The organism is Plantactinospora sp. KLBMP9567, assembly GCF_033446045.1.
In the GTDB taxonomy this organism is placed as follows: domain Bacteria; phylum Actinomycetota; class Actinomycetes; order Mycobacteriales; family Micromonosporaceae; genus Plantactinospora.
Genome location: NZ_JAWQRR010000055.1, coordinates 20,781 through 42,714 on the forward strand (window position 1 = coordinate 20,781; position 21,934 = coordinate 42,714).

At 72.3% G+C, this 21,934-nt stretch carries 23 protein-coding genes and 1 pseudogene; 13 read left to right on the forward strand and 11 right to left on the reverse strand.

The genetic code is table 11. The annotated features are described in order from the left end of the window. Positions 1 to 50 precede the first annotated feature (50 nt). Complete coding sequence (locus R6Y94_RS39555) at positions 51 to 1,250, reverse strand: hypothetical protein (protein WP_318401998.1); 1,200 nt, start codon at positions 1,248 to 1,250, stop codon at positions 51 to 53. A gap of 119 nt (positions 1,251 to 1,369) precedes the next feature. Here R6Y94_RS39555 and R6Y94_RS39560 point away from each other — a divergent pair, with 119 nt between their 5' ends. Then, on the forward strand, positions 1,370 to 1,951 hold the full coding sequence (locus R6Y94_RS39560) for a hypothetical protein (protein WP_318401999.1): 582 nt from the start codon (positions 1,370 to 1,372) through the stop codon (positions 1,949 to 1,951). Positions 1,952 to 2,022: 71 nt separating this feature from the next. Here the strand turns inward: R6Y94_RS39560 and argS are convergent, their stop codons facing one another. From argS to R6Y94_RS39575, 3 genes and pseudogenes are all read right to left on the reverse strand, one after another. After that, positions 2,023 to 3,744: an arginine--tRNA ligase gene (gene argS, locus R6Y94_RS39565; RefSeq protein WP_318402001.1), complete on the reverse strand. Its 1,722-nt coding sequence runs from the start codon at positions 3,742 to 3,744 to the stop codon at positions 2,023 to 2,025. Between the two features lie 350 nt (positions 3,745 to 4,094). Then, positions 4,095 to 4,556, reverse strand: a complete 462-nt coding sequence (locus tag R6Y94_RS39570) for a hypothetical protein (RefSeq protein WP_318402111.1) — start codon at positions 4,554 to 4,556, stop codon at positions 4,095 to 4,097. 66 nt (positions 4,557 to 4,622) lie between these two features. Then, positions 4,623 to 4,718 (reverse strand): annotated as a pseudogene (locus R6Y94_RS39575) (transposase); the annotation flags it as partial. Positions 4,719 to 4,754: 36 nt separating this feature from the next. Here R6Y94_RS39575 and R6Y94_RS39580 point away from each other — a divergent pair. From R6Y94_RS39580 to ahcY, 11 genes are all read left to right on the forward strand, one after another. Then, positions 4,755 to 5,288 carry a DinB family protein gene (locus tag R6Y94_RS39580; protein WP_318402002.1) on the forward strand — a complete coding sequence of 178 codons (534 nt, stop codon included), beginning with the start codon at positions 4,755 to 4,757 and terminating at the stop codon, positions 5,286 to 5,288. 139 nt (positions 5,289 to 5,427) lie between these two features. Continuing rightward, positions 5,428 to 6,162 (forward strand): MerR family transcriptional regulator, encoded by a 735-nt coding sequence (locus R6Y94_RS39585; RefSeq protein WP_318402004.1) that lies wholly within the window; start codon positions 5,428 to 5,430, stop codon positions 6,160 to 6,162. 87 nt (positions 6,163 to 6,249) lie between these two features. Then, entirely contained in the window at positions 6,250 to 7,713 is a 1,464-nt protein-coding gene (locus R6Y94_RS39590; RefSeq protein ID WP_318402005.1) for an aldehyde dehydrogenase family protein, read from the forward strand. After that, on the forward strand, positions 7,707 to 8,417 hold the full coding sequence (gene nfi / locus R6Y94_RS39595) for a deoxyribonuclease V (RefSeq protein ID WP_412102986.1): 711 nt from the start codon (positions 7,707 to 7,709) through the stop codon (positions 8,415 to 8,417). The genes R6Y94_RS39590 and nfi overlap by 7 nt, the downstream gene beginning before the upstream one ends. A 154-nt stretch (positions 8,418 to 8,571) precedes the next feature. Further along, complete coding sequence (locus R6Y94_RS39600) at positions 8,572 to 9,954, forward strand: hypothetical protein (RefSeq protein ID WP_318402008.1); 1,383 nt, start codon at positions 8,572 to 8,574, stop codon at positions 9,952 to 9,954. A 286-nt stretch (positions 9,955 to 10,240) separates the two neighbouring features. Continuing rightward, on the forward strand, positions 10,241 to 11,626 hold the full coding sequence (locus R6Y94_RS39605; RefSeq protein ID WP_318402010.1) for a phosphomannomutase/phosphoglucomutase: 1,386 nt from the start codon (positions 10,241 to 10,243) through the stop codon (positions 11,624 to 11,626). Between the two features lie 68 nt (positions 11,627 to 11,694). After that, positions 11,695 to 11,913 carry a Trm112 family protein gene (locus R6Y94_RS39610; RefSeq protein ID WP_318402012.1) on the forward strand — a complete coding sequence of 73 codons (219 nt, stop codon included), beginning with the start codon at positions 11,695 to 11,697 and terminating at the stop codon, positions 11,911 to 11,913. Then, positions 11,910 to 13,103 carry an SIS domain-containing protein gene (locus R6Y94_RS39615; protein ID WP_318402014.1) on the forward strand — a complete coding sequence of 398 codons (1,194 nt, stop codon included), beginning with the start codon at positions 11,910 to 11,912 and terminating at the stop codon, positions 13,101 to 13,103. Before R6Y94_RS39610 ends, R6Y94_RS39615 begins: the two co-directional genes overlap by 4 nt. A gap of 67 nt (positions 13,104 to 13,170) precedes the next feature. Beyond that, complete coding sequence (locus R6Y94_RS39620; protein WP_318402016.1) at positions 13,171 to 14,142, forward strand: cation diffusion facilitator family transporter; 972 nt, start codon at positions 13,171 to 13,173, stop codon at positions 14,140 to 14,142. Between the two features lie 3 nt (positions 14,143 to 14,145). Next, positions 14,146 to 15,321: a mannose-6-phosphate isomerase, class I gene (gene manA, locus R6Y94_RS39625; RefSeq protein ID WP_318402018.1), complete on the forward strand. Its 1,176-nt coding sequence runs from the start codon at positions 14,146 to 14,148 to the stop codon at positions 15,319 to 15,321. 368 nt (positions 15,322 to 15,689) lie between these two features. Further along, positions 15,690 to 17,189, forward strand: a complete 1,500-nt coding sequence (gene ahcY, locus R6Y94_RS39630; RefSeq protein ID WP_318402019.1) for an adenosylhomocysteinase — start codon at positions 15,690 to 15,692, stop codon at positions 17,187 to 17,189. 69 nt (positions 17,190 to 17,258) lie between these two features. Here ahcY and R6Y94_RS39635 read toward each other — a convergent pair whose 3' ends face one another. Both R6Y94_RS39635 and R6Y94_RS39640 read right to left on the reverse strand, forming a co-directional pair. Then, complete coding sequence (locus R6Y94_RS39635; protein WP_318402021.1) at positions 17,259 to 17,402, reverse strand: hypothetical protein; 144 nt, start codon at positions 17,400 to 17,402, stop codon at positions 17,259 to 17,261. Continuing rightward, a complete protein-coding gene (locus R6Y94_RS39640) occupies positions 17,399 to 18,418 on the reverse strand; it encodes an RDD family protein (RefSeq protein WP_318402022.1) in 1,020 nt (339 codons plus the stop codon). Before R6Y94_RS39640 ends, R6Y94_RS39635 begins: the two co-directional genes overlap by 4 nt. Before the next feature lie 42 nt (positions 18,419 to 18,460). On the opposite strand from R6Y94_RS39640, the gene R6Y94_RS39645 reads away from it, so the two are divergent. After that, positions 18,461 to 19,423 carry a stage II sporulation protein M gene (locus R6Y94_RS39645; RefSeq protein WP_318402024.1) on the forward strand — a complete coding sequence of 321 codons (963 nt, stop codon included), beginning with the start codon at positions 18,461 to 18,463 and terminating at the stop codon, positions 19,421 to 19,423. A gap of 192 nt (positions 19,424 to 19,615) precedes the next feature. On the opposite strand, the gene R6Y94_RS39650 is transcribed toward R6Y94_RS39645, so the two are convergent. The 5 genes from R6Y94_RS39650 to R6Y94_RS39670 form a co-directional block, all read right to left on the reverse strand. Then, entirely contained in the window at positions 19,616 to 20,056 is a 441-nt protein-coding gene (locus R6Y94_RS39650) for a hypothetical protein (protein ID WP_318402026.1), read from the reverse strand. Continuing rightward, on the reverse strand, positions 20,040 to 20,717 hold the full coding sequence (locus R6Y94_RS39655; RefSeq protein ID WP_318402028.1) for a hypothetical protein: 678 nt from the start codon (positions 20,715 to 20,717) through the stop codon (positions 20,040 to 20,042). Before R6Y94_RS39655 ends, R6Y94_RS39650 begins: the two co-directional genes overlap by 17 nt. After that, positions 20,717 to 20,974 (reverse strand): hypothetical protein, encoded by a 258-nt coding sequence (locus R6Y94_RS39660; protein WP_318402030.1) that lies wholly within the window; start codon positions 20,972 to 20,974, stop codon positions 20,717 to 20,719. Before R6Y94_RS39660 ends, R6Y94_RS39655 begins: the two co-directional genes overlap by 1 nt. Positions 20,975 to 20,995: 21 nt before the next feature. After that, positions 20,996 to 21,259 (reverse strand): hypothetical protein, encoded by a 264-nt coding sequence (locus R6Y94_RS39665; RefSeq protein ID WP_318402031.1) that lies wholly within the window; start codon positions 21,257 to 21,259, stop codon positions 20,996 to 20,998. A 149-nt stretch (positions 21,260 to 21,408) separates the two neighbouring features. Beyond that, complete coding sequence (locus R6Y94_RS39670; RefSeq protein ID WP_318402033.1) at positions 21,409 to 21,639, reverse strand: winged helix-turn-helix domain-containing protein; 231 nt, start codon at positions 21,637 to 21,639, stop codon at positions 21,409 to 21,411. Positions 21,640 to 21,934: the final 295 nt, after the last annotated feature.

Consider the following 21,934-nt stretch of genomic DNA (forward strand, 5'->3'; position numbering starts at 1 on the left):
CGGACCAGGCCGGCGGCCCGGGTGGGTCGCGCGGCGGACGTCGGGCCCCCTCAGCGGGCTCGTCGTCGTCTGATCAGCCAGCCGGCGATCACGACGAGGACGGCAGCGGCGGCCGCGAACGGCCACCACGGCACCGACGATCCGGCTTCCGGACTCTCCGGGCCGGGCGAGGCCGGCCGGAACGAGTACACCCGGTGGCCGGCGTTGTCGACGAGGTAGCCGACGCCGGAGGCGGCCACCGCCACCGGTCCGAGCACCGGACCCTCGGCCGCGTCGAGCGCGGCGACGGTGTCGAGGTCGGCACCGGTGCCGAGCCGCAGGAGCGTCCGGGCCGACTGGTCGAGGACGTAGACCTGGTCACCGACGGCGGTGATCGCGGCGATGTTGTTCAGCGGTGCCTCCGGCGGCGGCCAGCTCGCCGCCTCGGAAAGCTCCCACCTGGCGCCGTCGGGCTGGTCCGGCAGCGTGACCGTGCCGAGTTGCCCGCCGTGCAGCCGGTGCACCACGAGCCCGTCGGCGATCCAGACGACGCCTCGGGCGTCCACCGCCAGGCTCCCCGGGCTCGGCACCGGGATCGCGGTGGCGGCTCCGCCCGCGGCGGTGAGCTGGCTGTTCCCGTTTCCCGCCACGGTGTCGATGGTGCCGTCCGGCGCGACCGCCCGGACGCGGTGGTTGCGGATATCCCCGATGTAGACGGTGCCGTCGGGCGCCACGGCGAGCCCGCCGAGCTGGCCGAAGGACGCCCGGGGTGCGGGCCCTCCGTCGCCGATCGGCCCCGGCACACCGGTGCCGGCGAGCACCGACATCCGGCCGTCCGGGGTGAGCCGGAACACCCGGGCCAGGCCGGCGTCGGCGACGTAGAGCGCATTGTCGGGGCCGATCGCCAGGCCCTGCGGCAACGCCAGGTCCACGTCCGTGCCGGACGTCCCGTCCGGCACCGCTGTGCCCGGGATGCCGGCCCGACCGGTGCCGGCGACGGTCGAGATGGTGCCGTCCGGGGCGACCGCCCGGACCCGACGGTTGCCGCCGTCGCTGATGTAGACGGTGCCGTCGGCGGCCACCGCCACGCCGCCCGGATGGTCGAGCGAGGCCGCCGAGGCCGGACCGGCGTCCCCGGTCGAGCCGGCCGTTCCGGTGCCCGCGAACACGTCGAGGTCGATCTCCCCGCCGTACGCCGGAGGGGGCGGGACCAGGGCGACCCCGATCACGAGCGCGGCGAGCGGCACGACGACCCGACGTTGCGAAAGCATGGAGCTTTGTCTACCACAGCGCACCAACTGGTCGAATCACCGATTCGGGACCGTTATGGTTGCGCCGCCACACCCTTGGCCAAGAGAATCGCCACACCCTCGCCCCGGAAAGGAGCGACATGCCCTCCATCGGTGAGTACCTCGACAACATGGTCGTCACGGTGGACTCCCCGGACGAGCGCATCCGGGCACGCGTCTCCAACTACCACGACGTGGAAATCAGCTTCGCGCCCGGCGCCTTCGACCAGTACGACGAGGAGCACCTCAGCCACCAGCTCGGCCGGCTGGGGCTGACCACCTGGGTGGCCTACCATCGGGCGCGGTCCGAGGCCTACCGGGTGTCCCAGGGGCTCAGCTCCGACGAACTCGCCGACGCGGAGCGGCCCAGTGACGATCCGTACCGGCGGCAGTACGAGACGGAGCTCAACGCCATCGAGGGCGAAGGTGTCTCGGCCGGCGGTGCGGTGCGGGTCCGTACCTACGGGCTGATGCAGTGGAACGTCGACATCGAGCCCGGCAGCATCCAGCGGCTCGGTGAGACCGCCTTCCTGGCCGAGTTGCACTCCGCGATGAAGTCCCTGCTCAGTGATCGGGAGGTGAAGATCATCACTCTCAAGTCGGAGTACTTCGACATCGGCATTCCCCGGCGGTGGCGGGAGCTGATGACCGAGCTGCGCGCCCGTAACCGCCACCGCCGCTGACCCGCGACGGCGGACCGGGCCCGTCCCGCCACTGCAGTGGAGCGGTGGGACGGACGACCCGGCAGCCGACGTCACATCCTCTCCGGTGCGGCTATGCCGAGCAGGTGCAGGCCCTGCCGGAGTACCCGGGCGGTGAGGTCGCAGAGGACGAGCCGGCTCTCCCGGACGGCCGGCTCGGCCCGGAGCACGGGACAGCTCTCGAAGAAGCCGCTGAACGCGACCGCGACCGCATACAGGTGACCGGCGAGGCGGTGGAATTCCAGGGTCCGTTCCACGGCGCCGACGACCGCGCCGAAGCCGAGCAGTTCGAGCGCGAGTGCCCGCTCGGCCGGCTCGACGACGAGAATCGGCACGCCGTTCTGCGGCGCCGTCCGGCCGGCCCGGCGGAAGATGGACCGGATCCGCGCGTGCGCGTACTGGAGGTAGGGGGCGGTGTTACCGGAGAGGGCGAGCATCCGATCCCAGTCGAAGACGTAGTCCCGGGTCCGGTCCACGGAGAGGTCCGCGTACTTCACCGCTCCGATGCCGATCGCCCGGCCCAGCTCGGCTGCCGCAGCGGTTTCGAGGTTCGGGTTCTTCTGCCGGGCCAGCGCCGCCGCCCGGGCCAACGCCTCGTCGAGCAGGTCGACCAGCTTCACCGAGTCGCCGGCCCGGCTGGCCAGCTTCCGGCCGTCCGCCCCGAGGACCAGCCCGAAGCCGACGTGTTCGGCCCGGGCCGGTGGCCGCAGCCAGCCCGCCTGCCGGGCGACCGCGTACACCATCTCGAAGTGCTGCCGCTGCGGGAGCCCGACGACGTAGAGCAGCCGGGTGGCGCCGAGCTCCCGGGTCCGGTACCGGAGCGCGGCGAGGTCGGTGGCGGCATAGCCGTACCCGCCGTCCCGCTTGCGCACGATGAGCGGCACCGGCTCGCCGTCCCGGCCGGGAAAGCCGGGCGGGAAGGCGCAGGCCGCGTCGCCGCTTTCGACGAGCAGGCCGCGCTGGTCCAGTTCGTCGGTGATCGGGCCGAGCATCGGGTTGTAGTGACTCTCGCCGACGAAGTCCGCCCGGGTCAGCAGCACGTCGAGCCGGTCGTAGACGGCCAGGAAGTACGACTCCGACTCGGCGACCAGCAGCCGCCACAGCCGCAGCGTCGACTCGTCCCCGCCCTGGAGCGCGACCACCCGCTCCCGGGCCCGCCGCCGGAACGCCTCGTCGGCGTCGAACTTGGCCCGGGCACCCTTGTAGAACGAGTCCAGGTCACCGATCGACAGCTCCTCAGCGGCGGTGGACTCACCGAGGTCGGCCAGGTGCTCGATCAGCATCCCGAACGGGGTACCCCAGTCACCCAGGTGGTTGGCCCGGACGACCCGGTGCCCGAGCCATTCCAGCAGCCGGGCGGTGGCGTCGCCGATGATGGTCGACCGGAGGTGGCCGACGTGCATCTCCTTGGCCACGTTCGGCGCCGAGTAGTCCACCACCACCGTCTCCGGGTCGGTCGCGGTCGGCACGCCGAGCCGGGGATCGGCGGCGATCCTCGACAGCAGCGTGCCGAGCAGGTCGTCCGCCACCGTCAGGTTGACGAATCCGGGCCCGGAGACCGCCACCGCCGAGCAGAGGTCGGCCAGCGCGGCCCGCTCGACCACCTCGGCGGCGATCTCCCGGGGTGCCCGGCCGAGCCGGCGGGCCAGCGAGAGCGCCGCCTCGGCCTGGAAGTCGGCGTGCCGGGAGCGCCGGACCACCGGATCCACCGGGCCGCCGGCCACGGCCGCGAACGACCGGGCCAGCCGGTCGGTGAGCAGACTTTCGAGATTCATCCCGGGTACGTCTCTCTCGCTCCGATCCGTTGCCGGACCGATGGGGGCGGAGCGGACTGATCGACGTACCGGAAGTACCGGCGGATCGGTCCGCCGGTCGTGAACAGGGCTGGTCAGCTCAGGCGGCCTCGGCGGGCTCGGGAACGAGCCACCAAACGCCGTCGGTCCAGGGCCGGGGACGACCCGGGCGAGGGCACCAGCCGACCGGAGAGGTCGGGGTACGCCGAAGCGGCAGGACTGGCCACGGGGGCAGGTTAGCCGGAATGCCGGTCCCGACGCACGGGATTTCCAGGGTCCGGCGGTGGGTTCCGGTCCGTCCGCTGCTCCGGTGTCAAAGCCACATGCCAGAGTCAACTGACCTGTTGCGTCTGGAGGCGTAGGGCACCGGTCGTGTGTTTGCGGCCGTTTTCGCCGACCGACTTCACCAGCGGGGAGGTGAGCAGGAAGGCCAACGCCTGCCGATCAACCACCATCGTGAGTTGCGGAAAGAGCCGGAACCGCGTCTGCACCTTGGCGCCGTCGTAGGGCTTCAGTGCCCGGATGAGTTCGTCCTGCGCCTGGGCGACGGCCCGCAACCGGCGTTCGTCGTCCGATGGCGGGGGAGTCTGACCGTCCGGCCACTGCAGAGTGACGATGACTCCCAGCGTGCCGCCTTCGGGCACCTTCGCCAGCAATGGATGGCTCGGACTCGGCGTGCCCGACGACGCACCCGTGACCGGCCCGGCGGTGGGCGGGGCACCGTCCGAGCAGCCTGCGGCTGCCAAGGCCGGTGTCAGCAGAAACAGGACGGCCACCAAGTATCGTCGCGCCACCCGATCCTCCTTCGAAGAGTGATGCCCCGCTGGGACGCTGCCAACATCTCCAAGGTTCCCGCCCACCAGCACGTGCCGCGTCGCCTGCTCGTTCGGGAAATGCCCACGATCCCGGACGGCTCTGCGGATACGGTCGTTGCCACTCTCGATCGCGTTCGTGGACAAGGCCCATGAATCACTCAGGCTAGCCTCGCCGGTATGTCCGCACCGCCCGAGCGCCGGCCGGCGACTCTCGACGATCCGCCGGTCGACGTCTCCGACCCGCACGAACTGCTGCTGCGTTACCTGGACTGGTACCGGGAGGCGTTGCTGCGCAAGCTCGACGGGCTCACCGAGCCGGAACTCCGCGCCCCGGTCGGGCCGCTCGGCTGGTCGCCGCTCGGACTGGTCAAGCATCTCGGCTGGGTGGAGCGGCGGTGGATGCGCTGGGGGTTCGCCGCCGAGGACGTGCTGGCGTACCCGTCCGAGGACGACGAGGCGGAGTGGCGGGTACCGGCCGACGAGTCCGTCGGGGACGTGCTGGCGGCCTACCACGACGAGGTACGCCGGTCCCGGGCCCTGGCCGCCTCCGCCGACCTGGCCGAGCCGGCCCGGCTCGGCGGGCGGTTCCGCGCCGCCGCGCAGGCGCCGTCGCTCGGCCGCATCCTCTTCCACCTGTTCCAGGAGTACGCCCGGCACGTCGGCCACCTCGACATCGCCCGGGAACTACTCGACGGCACCGTCGGCGAGTAGCCAGCCGGCCGGGCACCTGGTCCTCCAACGCCGCTCCGAACCACCTTGAGGGTTGCGGCGAGACTTCGGCTTATCCTGGGCAGATGCGCCTGACAACCCTCAACTCGGCGGTCCCGGCTCGGGGCGGCGGGACGGCGCGGTGAGCCGGTCGGGGCGGAGACTGCGTCCCGTCGATCTGGCCCGGCTCGCCGGCATCTCCACCCAGCAGGTCCGCAACTATCTCGACGCCGGGGTGCTGCCCCCGGCGCCCCGGAGCGCCTCGGGATACCGCCAGTTCGACGAGCGGCACCGCCAGGCGCTGCTGACCTACCGGGCGCTGGCCCGGGGGTACGGCTGGGAGACGGCTCGCTCGATCATGCACGCGGTGCACGCCGGGGACCTGCCGTCCGCCCTCGCGCTGGTCGACGCCAGCCATGCCGGGCTGCACGAGGAGCGCCGCTCGCTCGCCGAGACCGCTGCGGCGCTGGAGGCGGTCGCCGAGCAGGAGACCGAGTCGGCAATGCCCCGGCTGACGCTGCGGATCGGCGAGTTGGCGGCCCGGCTGGGCGTGCGTACGTCGGCGCTGCGGGTCTGGGAGGCCGCCGGACTACTGACACCGGAGCGGGAACGGGGCACCGGGTACCGCCGGTTCGGCCCGGCCGAGATCCGGGACGCCCAGATGATCAGCATGCTCCGGCGGAGCCGCTACCTGCTGCCGCAGATCCGGCCGATCCTCGACGGTCTCCACCGCACCGGGAGTACGGCCGCGCTCCGGGCCGCCGTGGCGCGCCGCCGGCTGGAGCTGACCGAGCGGGCCACCGCGATGCTCGAAGGGTCCAGCCGGCTGCACGACTACCTGAGCACCGCACCCGGCGAGGGAGACGGCGTGCCGTGACCCGTCGACCACCTGAGCAGCGTGCCGGGCGAGGGAGACGGCGAGCGGTGACCCGTCGGCCGGTATCGGAGCGCTAGGCTGCCGGGCGTGGAATCCGTGCCGTTCCTCCTTGCCGGCCGGCCGGCCCGGGGCGCCGATCCGCTCGTGGTCCGGCATCCGTACGACGGTCGCGAGATCGGCCGGACCAGCCACGCCGACCCGGACCAGATCGAGGCGGCGGTGGTCGCCGCCGCCGAGGTGGCCGACCGGGCCGCCGCGCTACCGGCACACGTCCGGGCCCGAGCCCTGGACCACGTGTCGCACCGGCTCGCCGAGCGGGCCGAGGAGGTCGCCCGGCTGATCACCGCCGAGAGCGGCAAGCCGGTCAGATGGGCGAGGGCCGAGGTGGCCCGCGCGGTCGCCACCTTCCGGTGGGGCGCCGAGGAGGCCCGGCGCTGGTCCGGCGAGATGCAGCGGCTGGACACCGAGCCGGCCGGGGAGGGCAGGATCGCCCTGGTACGCCGGCTGCCCCGGGGGCCGGTGCTCGGCATCACGCCGTTCAACTTCCCGCTGAACCTGGTCGCCCACAAGGTCGCCCCCGCGCTCGCGGTCGGAGCGCCGATCGTGGTCAAGCCGGCCCCGGCGACCCCGCTGACCGCGCTGCTCCTCGGCGAACTGCTGGCCGAGGTGACCGAGCCTTACGGGCCGGGGAGCGGCCTGCCGGCCGGGATGTGCTCGGTGCTGCCGCTGCCGAACGACCGGGCCGGTGAACTGGTCCGGGACCCCCGGCTTCCGGTGGTGTCGTTCACCGGTTCCGGGCCGGTCGGCGCGGCGATCCGGCAGGCGGTGCCGGGCAAGCACGTCACGCTGGAGCTGGGCGGCAACGCCGCCGCGGTGGTCTGCGCGGACTGGGCCAGCGCCGACGACTTCGACCACGCCGCGCGGCGGATCGCCGCCTTCGGCAACTACCAGGCCGGGCAGAGCTGCATCGCGGTGCAGCGGGTCTTCGTGCACGAGTGGCTGCTCGACGGCTTCCTGCCCCGGCTGGTCGCGGCGGTCGCCGCGCTGCGTACCGGAGATCCGGCCGACGAGGCGACCGACGTCGGGCCGCTGATCGACGAGGCCGCCGCCCGGCGCGTGGAGAGCTGGGTCGACGAGGCGGTCGCGGCCGGGGCCACCGTCGAGCTGGGCGGTCGTCGCGAGGGCCCGAACTACACCCCGACGGTGCTGACCGGGGTGCCGCCGGGCAGCCGGGTCAACACCGAGGAGGTCTTCGGACCGGTCCTGGTGGTGGCGCCGGTGCCGGACGACGCGGCCGCGTTCGCCGCCGTCAACGACTCGGCGTACGGGTTGCAGGCCGGGATCTTCACGCACAGTCTCCAGACCGCGTTCGCCGCGTACCGGACGCTCCGGGTCGGTGGGGTGATCGTCGGCGACGTGCCGTCGTACCGGGCCGACCAGATGCCCTACGGCGGGGTGAAGGGCAGCGGCGTCGGCCGGGAGGGGGTACGCAGCGCGATGGAGGACTACACCGAGCCCCGGGTGATGGTGCTGAGCGGGATCGAGTGGTAGCCCCACCACCGGAACTGTCCACCGTCTCCGCCACGATCGAGACCCCGGGCACGGTCGCCGAGGCGGAGGCGGTGCAGGACCGGCTGCGCCCGCTGGTGGACCTGGCCGGGCCGGGGCCGACCGCCCCCCGCACGGTGGCCGGGCTCGACGTGGCGTACGCCGAGGACGGTGACCGGCTCGCCGCCGCGGTGACCGTGCTGGACCCGACCACCCTGGCCGTACTCGACACGGCGGTGGCCACCGGCCGGGCCGCCTTCGACTACGTACCCGGGCTGTTCGCCTTCCGGGAGCTGCCCGCCCTGCTCACCGCGCTCGCCCGGCTGGCCGTCGAGCCGGAGCTGCTGGTCTGCGACGGGCACGGGCTCGCCCACCCGCGCCGGTTCGGGCTCGCCTGCCACCTGGGCGTGCTCACCGACCGTCCGGCGATCGGGGTCGGCAAGACCCCGCTGGTCGGGACGTGGGCCGGGCCGGAGCGGCGGCGCGGGTCCTGGGCGCCGCTGGTCGACGGCACGGAGCAGGTCGGCCGGGTGCTGCGTACCCAGGACGGCGTCAAACCGGTCTTCGTCTCGGTCGGGCACCGGATGGACCTGGACAACGCCTGCGCCCAGGTGCTCCGGCTCACCCCGCGGTACCGGTTGCCGGAGACGACCCGGCAGGCAGACCGGCTCTGTCGGGCCGAACTACGCAAATACGCCGGGGTGTAACGGCGGGGGCGTCCGGTCGCTTCTGGTTGCAGGAAGGTTCCTTCCGACCAGGCCGGAGGATTCGGCGCGGCGCGGGCCGGGCATGAGAGAAGTCGGCTGCCGGTCCAGCGGTAGCCTGTGCCCCGGATCTTGGACTGCGACGAGCGAGGTGATCATGTCGGTGCGGCGTGGCGCGACCTGGCTGGGAACCGTCGGCCTGCTGGTCGGCACGACGGTGTCAATCGCCGCCGCCCCGGCCGTGGCCGAGGGCGAGTCGGTGCGCGTCCGCGCGCCGAACTCGATCAGCGCGGGCGGCTCGCCGGGGTCGGTGACGGTGAACGTCTCGATGCGCAGCGGCGGCTGCGTCAGCGTCCGTACCGTGCTCGCGGTACACCTGCCGGGACTGACCGCCGACCGGGTGGAGGTGCAGGTCGCCGCCGATGGTGGCTGGCGCCGGGTGTCGGTATCGGACGCGGCGAGCGGGCTGGTCGTCACGGACCGGACCGCACCGGACAAGCCCGAACTCTGCGCGAGGAAGAGCGTGTCGAGCCGGTACCGGGTGAACCTGGCCGGAGGTGCGCCTGCGGGCCGGGTGACCCTGCTGGCCGAGGCGTACACGGCGGGCGGCCGGCTGCTCGGCCGGGACACCGACTCGGCCCGGATGACCGGCCGGACCGGGAAGGCCCCGGATTCGGCGCGTACCCCCGCCTTGGTGATCCCGTCGGCGACCGCGCAGGCCACCGAGGAGCCGGCTGCGGAGGCGACCCAGGACGTGGCCGCCGCCCTGCCGACGCAGCCGGTCGCCGCCGATGAGTCCGGCGGGTCGTCGCTCGGGCTGGGCGGCATGGTGATGGTGGTCGGCGTGGTGATGGTCGGCATCGGGATCGCCCTGATGGTGCTGCTGATCCGGCGGGGCCGGGCGGAGCGGCGCCGAGCGGCCGGTGCGTCGGCGGCCGGTGCGGATCCGACCGCCCGGATCGTCCTGCTCGGTGCGGAGCCGACCACCCGGATCGCGCCGGCCGGTGCGGATCCGACGGCCCGGATCGCGCCGGTGGGTCCGGTCTTCCGTGGCGGTGCGGGGATGCCCGGCGCCGGGCAGGTCAGCCCGGCCGGTGCGGACCCGTCGGCCCGGATCGCGCCGGTGGGTCCGGTCTTCCGCAGCGGTAGGGGGATGCCCGGCGTCGGGCAGGTCAGCCCGGCCGGACCGTTGCCCGGTGCCGGGCCGGTCGACGGGGTCGGGCCGGAGCGAGGCGGGCGGCCGGGGGTACCGCCGGTGGTGGGTGACCAGACGCTGATCCTGCCCGCCGCCGGGTCGACGTCGCCGCGCCCGGCCGGGGCGACGCCGCCCCGGCAGCCCGGGATGTTTCCGCCGCGCACAACGCCGCCGTACACAACGCCGCCGGCCCGGCCTGGCTCCGTGGCCCCCGGTGACGTGCCGCCGGCCCAGCCGGCTGCCGCGCCGCCCCGACCGGACGGAACCGTCCCTCCGGAGCAGCCCTCGGCCGGCGGACCGGACGCCACCCTGATCCTGCCGCCGGCCCGGCGGCCTCAGCAGTAGCCGGATCCGCCGGCCGGGCGTGTCGGGGTCGTCACGGCCTGCCGAGCAGGGCGGACGGCACCTGTTCGGCGGGCGTGTCGGGGTCGTCACGGCCTGCCGAGCAGGGCGGACGGCACCTGTTCGGCGGGCGTGTCGGGGTCGTCACGGCCTGCCGAGCAGGTCACGGCCTGCCGAGCAGGGCGGACGGCACCTGTTCGTTGCCGGCAGATCGCCTTGGGGCGGGGCGTGCCGTCCGGCTCCGATACGCTCAGGCCGTTGACCGAGTGTCCGGCTGAGGGGCGAGATCTTGTCTGATTTGTCCGCTATCGTCAAGGCGTACGACGTCCGGGGCACCGTTCCCGGCCAGTGGGACGAGCGGGCCGCCGAGGCGTTGGGGGCGGCCTTCGCGCAGCTTCTCCGTACCTCCGGAGAGCCGGCCGGGACCGTAGCCGTCGCCCACGACATGCGGGACTCGTCGCCGGGCCTCGCCGCCGCCTTCACCGGGGGGGTCCGGTCCGAGGGGCTCGGCGTGCTCCATCTCGGCCTCGGCAGCACCGACCTGCTCTACTACGCCTCCGGCAGCCTCGGCCTGCCCGGCGCGATGTTCACCGCCAGCCACAATCCGGCCGCCTACAACGGCATCAAGATGTGCCGGTCCGGCGCCAGGCCGATCGGCCAGGACACCGGGCTGGCCGAGCTGCGCGACCGGGCCCAGGCACTGCTGGACAAGGGCGAGACGCGGCCGGCGGACGAGCCGCTGCCGCCGATCGAGCACCGGGACCTGCTGCCCGCGTACGCCGCCCACCTGCGCACCCTGGTCGACCTGACCGGGATCCGGCCGCTCAAGGTGGTGATCGACGCGGGCAACGGCATGGGCGGGCACACCGCTCCAGCCGTGCTCGGCGACGCCGTCCTGCCGGCGCTGCCGCTTTCGATCGTGCCGCTCTACTTCGAACTCGACGGCTCGTTCCCCAACCACGAGGCGAACCCGCTGGACCCGGCGAACCTGGTCGACCTCCAGGCGGCCGTACGCGAGCACCACGCCGACCTCGGGCTTGCCTTCGACGGCGACGCGGATCGCTGCTTCGTGGTCGACGAGCGGGGCGAACCGGTCTCGCCGTCGGCGATCACCGCCCTGGTGGCGGTACGCGAGCTGGCCAAGCATCCCGGCGCGGCGATCATCCACAACCTGATCACGTCGAGTGCGGTGCCGGAGATCGTCCGGGAGCACGGCGGTGAGCCGGTGCGCAGCCGGGTCGGCCACTCGTTCATCAAGGCCGAGATGGCCCGCACCAACGCGGCCTTCGGCGGCGAGCACTCGGCGCACTACTACTTCCGGGACTTCTGGTTCGCCGATACCGGAATGCTCGCCGCGATGCACCTGCTGGCGGCGCTCGGCGAGCAGGGCGGCCCGCTCTCCGACCTGGCCCGGGCGTACCAGCGGTACGCCGCCTCCGGCGAGATCAACTCGACGGTACCCGACCAGCGGGCCAAGGTCGCCGAGGTCCGGTCGGCCTACCCGGACGCCGAGGCCGACGAGCTGGACGGGCTCACCCTGCGCTTCCCCGACGGCGCCTGGGTCAACCTGCGCCCGTCCAACACCGAGCCGCTGCTCCGGCTGAACGTCGAGGCGCCCACCCCGGACCGGATGGTGGCACTCCGCGACGAGGTGCTCGGTCTGGTTCGCCGATAAGATCCATCGCGCTGGTCGGAGACCCGCCGTACCCGACCTACCGCACGAGGAGTGGAAGGAGCCGCACGGTGGCCCTCGACCCGCAGTTGCTGGAGATCCTGGCCTGCCCGGACACCCATCACGCACCGCTGGACTACGATCCGGCGGCGCAGACCCTGACCTGCACCGAGTGCGCGCGGATCTTCGAGGTGCGCGACGACGTGCCGGTGCTGCTGCTGGACGAGGCGCGCGGCGGCCCGGTGGCCGACTCGGACGCGACCCCCGGCGGCACCGCGGACCAGCGATGATGGACGGTACGGCCGGTCTGCGCGGTCGCCCGGTCCCCGACGAGGCGCTGCTCGACGACGTCGCCGCGATGGACAAGAACGACCCCGGTGGGATGCTCCGGCACACCGCCGCGGCCGGTGCTCAGGTGCGGGAGTCCGCCGCGCTGGCCGCCGAGGCCAACCTCGGGGTGCTGGCGGACGAGGGGCGCCCCCGGGCGGTCGTGATCGCCGGCATCGGCACCGCCGCGCGTACCGGTGAGGTGCTGGCCACCGTCGCCGGCCCGCGCTGCCCGGTCCCGGTGATCCAGCACCGCAGTGCCGGGGTGCCCGGCTGGGTGGGCGCGGCGGACGTGGTCATCGCGGTCAGCGCCTCCGGCCGCAGCCCCGAGGCGCTCGGCGCGGCCGAGGCCGCCGCCCGGCGCGGGGCCCGGCTGGTCGCGGTCGGTGCGCCGGACTCGCAGCTCCAGTCGGTGGCCGAGGGCGCCCGGGCGCCGTTCGTCCCGGTGCCCCGCCGGGCGCCGGCCCGGGCCAGCCTCTGGGCGCTCACCGTGCCGGTACTGCTCGCCGCCCGTGCGCTCGGCCTGGTCAAGGTGAACGAGGCGGACCTGGCCGAGACGGCGGCCCGGCTGGACGCGGAGGCCGACCGGTGCCGCCCGTCGGCCGAGTCCTTCGTCAACCCGGCCAAGTCGCTGGCGCTGGGCCTGGCCGGCTCGGTGCCGATCGTCTGGGGTTCGTCGCCGCTGGCCACGGTCGCGGCCCGGCGGTTCGGCGACACCCTCTCGGCGAACGCCCGCTACCCGGTGGTGGCCGGCGCGCTCGGCGAGGCGGGGCGGGGCCGGGTCGGCCTGCTCGACGGCGTGTTCGGCGGCCTCGGCGAGTCCAGCCGGGACATCTTCGCCGATCCGGAGGAGGAGGCGACCGGCACCCGGCTGCGGCTGGTGCTGCTCCGCGACGGCGGCCTGAACGCCGACGAGGACACCGACGAGCCGCTGGTGGTGGAGGAGCGGCGGGCCGAGGCCGTGCAGACCCTCGCCGAGCGGCGCGGGGTGCGCTGCGACGTGGTGACCGCCGAGGGCGGATCGGCGCTGGAGCGGCTCGCCTCGCTGACCGCGGTGCCCGACTTCGCCTCGATCTACCTGGCGCTGGCGCACGGCCTGGACCCGATGGCCGTACCGGCGATCACCGAGATGAAGGAGCTGTCGAACCCGTGACCGAGCAGATCACCCGGGCTGGTGCCACCGTGGCCCAGGCTCCGGCCGACGCGGCGGAGGACCGGTCGTGAGCGCGAGTGGCGGCACAAAGGCGATCGTCGCGGCCCTGCTGGCCAACCTGGGCATCGCGGTCACCAAGTTCGTCGCGTTCGGGCTGAGCGGCTCGTCGTCGATGCTCGCCGAGTCGATCCACTCGGTGGCCGACTCCGGCAACCAGGCGCTGCTGCTGCTCGGCGGGCGCCGAGCGCGGCGCCGGGCCACCCCGCAACACCCCTTCGGGTACGGCCGCGAGCGCTACATCTACGCGTTCATCGTCTCCATCGTGCTGTTCAGCGTCGGTGGCCTCTTCGCGCTCTACGAGGCGTACCACAAGTGGCACGAGCAGCGGGAGCACGGTCCGTACGGCATCGAGAGCTGGCAGTGGTTGCCGGTGGTCGTACTGGTGGTCGCGATCATCCTGGAGTCGTTCTCGTTCCGGACCGCGATCGTCGAGTCGAACGCGATCCGGGGCAAGGCGTCCTGGCGGGAGTTCGTCCGCCGGGCGAAGGCCCCGGAGCTGCCGGTGGTGCTGCTGGAGGACCTGGGCGCGCTGCTCGGCCTGGTCTTCGCCCTGATCGGCGTCTCGATGACCCTGATCACCGACAACGGCTACTGGGACGCGGCCGGCACCGCGGCGATCGGCATCCTGCTGGTGGCCATCGCGGTCATCCTGGCGCTGGAGACCAAGAGCCTGCTGGTCGGCGAGGGCGCCAGCGCGGAGGACGTCCAGCGGATCGAGCAGGCGATCACCTCGGGTTCCGAGGTCGAGCGGATCATCCACATGAAGACCCTGCACCTGGGCCCGGAGGAGCTGCTGGTCGCGGCGAAGGTCGCGGTGCGGCCGTACGCCACGGCGGCCGAGCTGGCCGAGGGGATCAACTCGGTCGAGGCGCGGATCCGCAACTCCGTACCGATCGCCCGGGTGATCTACCTGGAGCCGGACATCTACCGCAACGCGGAGCAGCCCCCGGACGGGGTACCGGAACTCAAGGGGGCCTGAGCAGTGGAGCCGCTGCACGGTCGGATCCGCGACTACGCATGGGGGTCGCGGACCGTCCTCGCCCAGTTGCAGGGCCGTCCGGTGCCGAGCGAGGGTCCGGAGGCGGAGCTGTGGCTGGGCGCCCACCCCGGCGACCCGAGCACACTGCACCGGGGCGGGGCACCGCTGAGTCTGGTCGACGCGTTCGCCGAGGATCCGGGGCGCTGGCTCGGCGCCGAGGTGATCGACCGGTTCGGCCAGCGGCTGCCGTTCCTGCTCAAGGTGCTGGCCCCGGAGGCGCCGCTGTCGTTGCAGGCGCACCCGGACGCCGAGCAGGCCCGGGCCGGGTACGCGGCCGAGACGACCGACCCCGAGCTGACCCACCGCAACTACGTCGACCCGTACCACAAGCCGGAGATGCTTGTCGCGGTCTCGCCGTTCCAGGCGCTGTGCGGGTTCCGCGATCCGAAGAACTCGGCGGACCTGCTCGACGCGTTCGGGCTGGCCGGGCTCGATCCGGTGGTCGCCGCGCTGCGGACCGGCCCGGACGGACTGCCGGACGCGGTGCGTACCCTGCTCACCTGGCCGTCGTCGGAGCGGGCCGCGCTGGTCGCGGCGGTGGTCGCGGCGGAGGTCGGCGAGCAGTTCGCCGCCTCGGCCGAGCTGGCCCGCGAGCTGGCCCGCCGCTATCCGGCGGATCCGGGCGTGCTGGTCGCGCTGCTGCTCAACCACGTCAGCCTGGCTCCGGGCGAGGCGATCTGGATGCCGGCCGGCAACCTGCACGCCTACCTCTACGGTGCCGGGGTGGAGATCCTGGCGGCCAGCGACAATGTGCTGCGCGGCGGGCTGACCCCGAAGCACGTGGACGTGCGCGAACTGCTGCGGGTGCTCCGCTTCGAGGTGCTCGCCGACCCGGTGGTCAGTCCGGTTCCGGTGGCTCCCGGCGTGGTCACCTGGCCGGTGCCGGTGGACGACTTCGCCCTGCACGGCGTACGCCTCGACGAGCGGGTCGGGTCGGCCCGGCTCGAACTCCGGGGCCCCCGGATCGCGCTCTGCCTGGCCGGCGAGGTCACCGTGGCGGACGGCGCCGGGTCGGCGCTGCTCGGGCCCGGCGCGGCGGCGATCGGCCGGGCCGACGGCGGTCCGCTGACCGTCAGCGGCGACGGGGAACTCTACGTCGCCTCGGTCGGGCTTTCCTGAGCCCTGCCGGCCGCTCGTCGGTCGGCCCACATACGAGTCCCCGCAAAACGGAAATTTGCGGATCGACTTGACACCAATCTTGCTCGGTGTGACGCTATGAGTACGCAGCGTTATCGCGACGCAGGTCCGAGACACGCGCGGGGGAACCAAACCGGGGGGATGCGCGGGGCGGCCGGAGACTGGGTGGAAGTCTGCCCGGGACCGACCGCCCCGCGCGCTGTCCGCCGTCACCGGAGGATGTCCCGCCCGGTTCGGGCCGCCGTCGACCGACCCGTACTGTCCGGATTGCGACCCGACCGGAGTCCGCCGCGGTACGGCCGGGGCGTAACGTGGAGGGTCGCGCCGCAGACCGTACGACAGGAGTCTTCATGACCAGCACTCTCCCGGCACCCGCGGGTGGTTCGTCCGCCGCGCCCCGGCCCGGCACTGTCGCCGAGGGCGACTACAAGGTGGCGGACCTCTCCCTTGCCGAGTTCGGGCGCAAGGAGATCCGACTCGCCGAGCACGAGATGCCCGGCCTGATGTCGATCCGTCGCGAATACGCCGCCGAGCAGCCGCTGCGCGGTGCCCGGATCACCGGCTCGCTGCACATGACGATCCAGACCGCGGTGCTCATCGAGACCCTGGTGGCGCTCGGCGCCCAGGTCCGGTGGGCCTCGTGCAACATCTTCTCCACCCAGGACCACGCGGCCGCCGCCATCGTGGTCGGGCCGGACGGCACTCCCGACGCCCCGTCCGGGGTACCGGTCTACGCCTGGAAGGGCGAGTCGCTCGAAGAGTACTGGTGGTGCACCGAGCAGGTGCTGCTCTGGCCGGACGGCCAGGGGCCGAACATGATCCTCGACGACGGTGGCGACGCCACCCTGCTGGTGCACCGGGGCGCCCAGTTCGAGGGCGCCGGTGCGGTGCCTCCGGTGGAGAGCGCCGACTCCGAGGAGTACGCGGTCATCCTCGACCTGCTGCACCGCTCGCTCGCCGAGGACGACCGGCGCTGGACCCGGGTCGCCGCCGGCATCAAGGGCGTGACCGAGGAGACCACCACCGGCGTGCACCGGCTCTACGAGATGCAGCAGAACGGCACGCTGCTCTTCCCGGCCATCAACGTCAACGACTCGGTGACCAAGAGCAAGTTCGACAACAAGTACGGCTGCCGCCACTCGCTGATCGACGGCATCAACCGGGCCACCGACGTGCTGATCGGCGGCAAGACCGCGGTCGTGCTCGGCTACGGCGACGTCGGCAAGGGTTGCGCCGAGTCGCTGCGCGGCCAGGGCGCCCGGGTCATCGTCACCGAGGTCGACCCGATCTGCGCGCTCCAGGCCGCGATGGACGGCTACCAGGTCTCCACCCTGGACGACGTGGTGGAGACCGCCGACATCTTCATCACCGCGACCGGCTGCTTCGACGTCATCCGCAACGACCACATGGCCCGGATGAAGCACCAGGCGATCGTCGGCAACATCGGCCACTTCGACAACGAGATCGACATGGCCGGGCTGGCCAAGCGCTCCGACGTGCAGCGGATCAACATCAAGCCGCAGGTGGACGTCTGGCAGTTCGACGACGGCCACTCGATCATCGTGCTCTCCGAGGGCCGGCTGCTGAACCTCGGCAACGCCACCGGGCACCCGAGCTTCGTGATGTCGAACTCGTTCGCCAACCAGACGATCGCGCAGATCGAACTCTTCACCAAGACGGAGGAGTACCCGGTCGGCGTCTACACCCTGCCGAAGCACCTGGACGAGAAGGTCGCCCGGCTGCACCTGGACGCGCTCGGCGCCAAGCTGACCGAGCTGACCAAGGAGCAGGCCGGCTACCTCGGCATCCCGGTGGAGGGCCCGTACAAGCCGGAGCACTACCGCTACTGAGCACCGACCGTCGAGCCCGGGCCGGCAGCCTGCCGGTCCGGGCTCGTTCGTTCGGCCGGTCGGGCCGGGTCACCCGCGCCGGGGCCGGACCCAGGTCCACACGCAGTAGCCGAGCCAGGCGATCGCGACCGCCGTGGCGAGCGGCCGGAGCCGCAGCGCGTTCAGCGCGATCACCACCGCCAGGACCAGCAGCCAGGGCAGGAACGCCTTCACCGGGCCGACCCGTTCGGCGTGCCGGAACCGGTGGCCACCACGGCCTGCGCCATCGCGGGCTGCGGCACCGCTGACTGTGCCAGCGCCGGGGCCGCCGGCCGGACCGGCGCGAACCCCGGAACCTCGACGGCCGGCGCGGCGAGTTCCGGCCAGAGGGTCGAGGTCACCGATCGGGTACCCACCAGCCGTTGCCGGGCCCGCATGTGCCGCTCGGCCAGTACGGCGGCCAGGTAGGCCCATTCGGGCAGCCCCGGTGGGGGCGGTGGGGAGGTCACTGCCGCCACCTCCGCCCAGAGTGACCGGGTCAGCCGCCGCCGGGCGTCCCGGGTCAGCGTCGAGGTGCGACTGAGCAGTTGGCGTACGGCCAGCGCCAGGCCGTCGTCCAGCCGGGTCAGGTCCAGGGCGGCCGCCCAGCCGGCCAGCGGCGGGACCATGGTCGGGACGTAGCCGGTGCCGGCCGGACTCCGGTCGTGGATGACCAGGGTGCCGGCGGCCAGGTCGCCGAGCCGCCGTCCCCGGGGGTCGGTGAGCATCACGGTCACCCCCACCGCCCAGGTCAGCAGCGGCAGTACCAGACCGGGCCACTCCACCGCCACGCCGACCAGGCTGCGGGTCAGCGCCTGCCGGAAACCGACCCGGCCGCCGTCGGCGCGTACCACCCGCAGCCCGACGGCGAGCTTGCCGACCGTACGACCGGAGTTGAGGGTCTCGCATGCCACCGGATAGCCGACGAGGATCAGCACCACGCCGACGGTCTGCAACCCGCGCAGGGCCGCCCCGTCCAGGAGGCCGGGGCCGACCAACGAGCTGAGCAGGATCCCCGCGCAGCTCAGCAGGATCACCGCCAGGGTGATCTGCACCAGGACGTCGACGAGCAGCGCCAGCACCCGGGAACCGAGCCGCGCGGCCCGGATGTCCAGCTCGACCGCTTCCCCGCTGACCAGTCCGGCGTCCGCGCCGTACCCGCCGGGCGGCGCCGGCCGGCCCGGTACGGACCTCGGTGTTTGCGCTGTCACGTGGACAGTGAACACTATGCTCGCGAACCCTGGGGGACTGAGTTGGATCTCGACGCGTACGCGGCGGAACACGACCGGGAATGGCGGCGGCTGGCCGAGCTGACCGGGCGGTACCGGCTCGGCGCCGACGAGGCCGACGAGCTGATCGCGCTCTACCAGCGGGTCACCACGCACCTGTCGGTGGTACGCAGCCGGTCGCCCGATCCGGTGCTGGTCGCCCGGCTCTCCCAACTGGTGCTGGCCGCCCGGGGCCGGCTCGCCGGCCGGTCCGGTTTCTCCTGGGCCGCCGTCGGCCGCTTCTTCTCCACCGGCTTTCCGCTGGCGGTCTACCGGGCCTGGCCGTGGTGGACGGCGGTCGGCGTCGGGTTCGTCCTGGTCGCGGGCTTTCTGATGTACTGGACCGCCGCGCATCCGGAGACCGCCGCTGCGCTGATCGGCGAGGAGGCGGCGGCCGAGGCGTTCGAGGCCCGGTTCGTCGGCTACTACAGCGAATACTCGGCACCGAGCTTCGCCTTCCAGTTGTGGACCCACAACGCCTGGATCGCCGCCCGCTGCCTCGCCTCCGGCATCCTGGTGCTGCCGGTGCTCTACCTGCTCTGGCAGAACGCCCTCAACATCGGCGTGACCGGTGGGGTGCTCGCCGCCTACGACCGTACCGACGTCTTCTTCAGCATGATCACACCGCACGGCCTGCTGGAGCTGACCGGCATCTTCGTGGCGGCCGGTGTCGGCCTGCGGATCGGCTGGGCGTGGATCGCGCCGCCGCCCGACCTGACCCGGGGCCAGGCGGTGGCCCGGGCCGGCCGCTCCGGCGTCCTGGTCGCGGTCGGCCTGGTGGGGCTCTTCGCGGTCGCCGGCCTCATCGAGGCGTTCGTCACCCCGGCGGCGGTACCCACCGGGGTCCGGGTCGGGATCGGCGTGCTCGCCTGGCTCGGTTTCCTCGGGTACGTCTGCTACTTCGGCCGCCGCGCGGCCAACGCCACCCAGGAAACCATCCGGGCCTGACCCGGTCGGGCGGACTGGAGCCGAGACGGGGCGGCACTGGGCTCGGCCATCTGGCTGGTGCTGGGGCGACCAGCGCCTGGAGCGGGGCCGGCGGGCCGGAGCTGAGGCGGAATGGCGGGCCGGAGAGGCGGAGCTGACCGGGCGGACCGGGTAAGAGACCCATGGCCCTACCAGGAAGCGTCCGGGGAGCTGTCACGATCCGCTCGCCTGCTCCTCTGCGATCTCCTTAGCTTCGGCGAGCAGATTGTCTATATCCTCGTCGGTCAGGTCTTCGTTAGCGAGGATCTTGTACGTTGCAAGGGTTTGGATACGGCCCATTGCTTCTGGCGCCACATTGAGCTGTACCGACTCATCGAAGACCGCTCTGATCAGTGACTCTGCGCTTGGTGCGTCGATCGGGGACGCGTCATCAACCGTCTCGGCGCGGAGGTCGGCGACGAATCGGATCACCTTGGCTTCGTCGTACTTGCCCTGGAAACGTCGTTCGACGGCGAGGAAGAAGAGTGCGCTGAGGAAGGGGGGCCAGCCGTCCCAGCCCTCGGCATCAAGCTTCTCTTCGTATCGATCGTTGGCCTCGAAGTCTTTCCGAATCAGGGTCCGAGCGAATTCGATGACATCACTCTTGATCGCCATCTTGCTTCCTTCTGTTGAGCCGTTTCTTGATGTAGTCGATGCCAGCCCGGCCGACCAAGGCCGCCCCGAGGGCAGTGACGACGAGTGCGGCGACCGCCTCGTGTGCGGGCGGGGAATGTGCAGGAGCGGGCTTCGAGGGGGCGGTGGTGGCTGTCGACGAAGGGGCACTGCCAGTAGGCGGGCGCTCGCCCTTGATCTGCTTCAAGGCGATCTTGGTGCCTTCCTCAACCGCTTTCGCGGTCTCGGTGGCGCCATCCTTGATATCATCGGCCCGGGATGCCGCGCGGTCCAAAAAGCCGGTTGCCCGCCTGCGTCGGGCCATCGCATCCGAAACCACCCGTTCGCCCTCCGGAATTGCCTCGGGCGCCGATGAGCGCGGTGGCACGGTTCCGGGTGCGATGATATTTATGTACGTGCTGAAGTGCTCGGCAGCCTCCGACAACAGTCGTGCAGTCTTGCCGGCTTTCTCGGCGGCGGTCCGGGAATCCGCAACCGCCTTACGCATCAACTGGTCTGCGGTGCCTTGAGACACCTCGGTGTACGCGGCTCGGGCCTGCTCGGCTTCCTTTTGAGCGCGGGCGGCGCCTACGGCAGCCTCGTCGATGATCCCCAGGACGGTGCGAAACCGGGCGACGACATCCCCCATGGATACATTGGCCATCAGAGCTTGGACCCGTATTCCTCGGCGGCAGATGCGCCAGAGTGGAGCAGGCCGGCGACCCGAGACGCCTCTTTCATCGCCTCCTTGAGCTTGCCCAGACCCTCTTCGGTCTCGGGATGGGCACTATCGTGGGTTGTCGCGGCGGCCGATGTGTGAGCCTGCTCGATCCGGGCCTGCACTTCCTGGATAAGCTCGATGCCATCCTTGGCAGCCTTGCCACCTTGGTTGATGGTCGCTCTGACCTGCCGAATGTCCACGGGAGCTTCGTCAGACGCTGATCAGCCGAGGACGCCGACGTATTCGCGGGCGGCGGCTGCACTGCCCTGGATGGACGTGGCTGCCTCGGCGAGGCGCTGCTTGCTCTGCTCGGCGCGCTGGATCGCTTCGGCGATCTTGGGGTGGTTGGTGCCGGCGGCCACAACTCTGAGTCGGTTGAGCACCTGTTCGGTGTGCTCGGCGGCTGAGCGGATCTGGTTGAGTGTGGCGTTGCCCTGCTCGGCGGCCAGAAGCAGCGCTGCTTTGACTTCCTCGATGCTGGCCATACGATTCTCCCCGATTGCCGACTGCCGTCCGGATAAGTCACGACGCAGCGCCGACGTAGCCAGTCCTACGCCATCACACCTGCGTGGCCGACCGAACACTATCCGAGAGCATCGAGGAGTGCAGCCCTGCCCGGTGCTTCCTTCGTGGACTACCGCCCGGCCTGCTCCGGCTTCGCTACGAAGACGCCCTTGCCCTGGTGCCCGTAGACGAGCCCTTCGGCCTTCAAAATGACGATCGCCATGTGGACGGCGTTGTTGCCCACGCCGTACTTGGCTTGGAGTTGCGCGGTCGAGGGCAGCTTGTCACCGGGACCGAGCACACCAGACTTGATCTGGTCGCGCAGGTCATCGGCGACACGCTGGTAGTTCGGCGTGACCATGTGTGCGTCTCCCTAGGTAGCACGCCGATTCGATCACGCAAGCTCGCTGGCTTCAACTACTTGCACTTATCGCGGTAACCGCGATAAGTTCTCCTGCGAGTGATCCCTAGGTAGCACTTTGTGATCACCATCCACCGGGGCGGCCAGCTTGTATGGGTTGTCCGTCCCGGCCCCGGGTCACGCCCTGCTGGCGTACGGCGCCTCCGGCTGCGTCGGTGGGGCGGGGTGGCGCCGGCCTGACAGCAACAGGGGATCCGGGCCGGTGTCACCCATCCACGTCCTGTTCCTGCTCCGG

Coding starts and splice junctions, on each gene's coding strand:
- R6Y94_RS39555 (WP_318401998.1), bottom strand. CDS start 1,250: ATGCTTTCGCAACGTCGGGTCGTCGTGCCGCTCGCCGCGCTCGTGATC.
- R6Y94_RS39560 (WP_318401999.1), top strand. CDS start 1,370: ATGCCCTCCATCGGTGAGTACCTCGACAACATGGTCGTCACGGTGGAC.
- argS (WP_318402001.1), bottom strand. CDS start 3,744: ATGAATCTCGAAAGTCTGCTCACCGACCGGCTGGCCCGGTCGTTCGCG.
- R6Y94_RS39580 (WP_318402002.1), top strand. CDS start 4,755: ATGTCCGCACCGCCCGAGCGCCGGCCGGCGACTCTCGACGATCCGCCG.
- R6Y94_RS39600 (WP_318402008.1), top strand. CDS start 8,572: ATGTCGGTGCGGCGTGGCGCGACCTGGCTGGGAACCGTCGGCCTGCTG.
- R6Y94_RS39615 (WP_318402014.1), top strand. CDS start 11,910: ATGATGGACGGTACGGCCGGTCTGCGCGGTCGCCCGGTCCCCGACGAG.
- ahcY (WP_318402019.1), top strand. CDS start 15,690: ATGACCAGCACTCTCCCGGCACCCGCGGGTGGTTCGTCCGCCGCGCCC.
- R6Y94_RS39650 (WP_318402026.1), bottom strand. CDS start 20,056: ATGGCGATCAAGAGTGATGTCATCGAATTCGCTCGGACCCTGATTCGG.
- R6Y94_RS39655 (WP_318402028.1), bottom strand. CDS start 20,717: ATGGCCAATGTATCCATGGGGGATGTCGTCGCCCGGTTTCGCACCGTC.
- R6Y94_RS39665 (WP_318402031.1), bottom strand. CDS start 21,259: ATGGCCAGCATCGAGGAAGTCAAAGCAGCGCTGCTTCTGGCCGCCGAG.
- R6Y94_RS39670 (WP_318402033.1), bottom strand. CDS start 21,639: ATGGTCACGCCGAACTACCAGCGTGTCGCCGATGACCTGCGCGACCAG.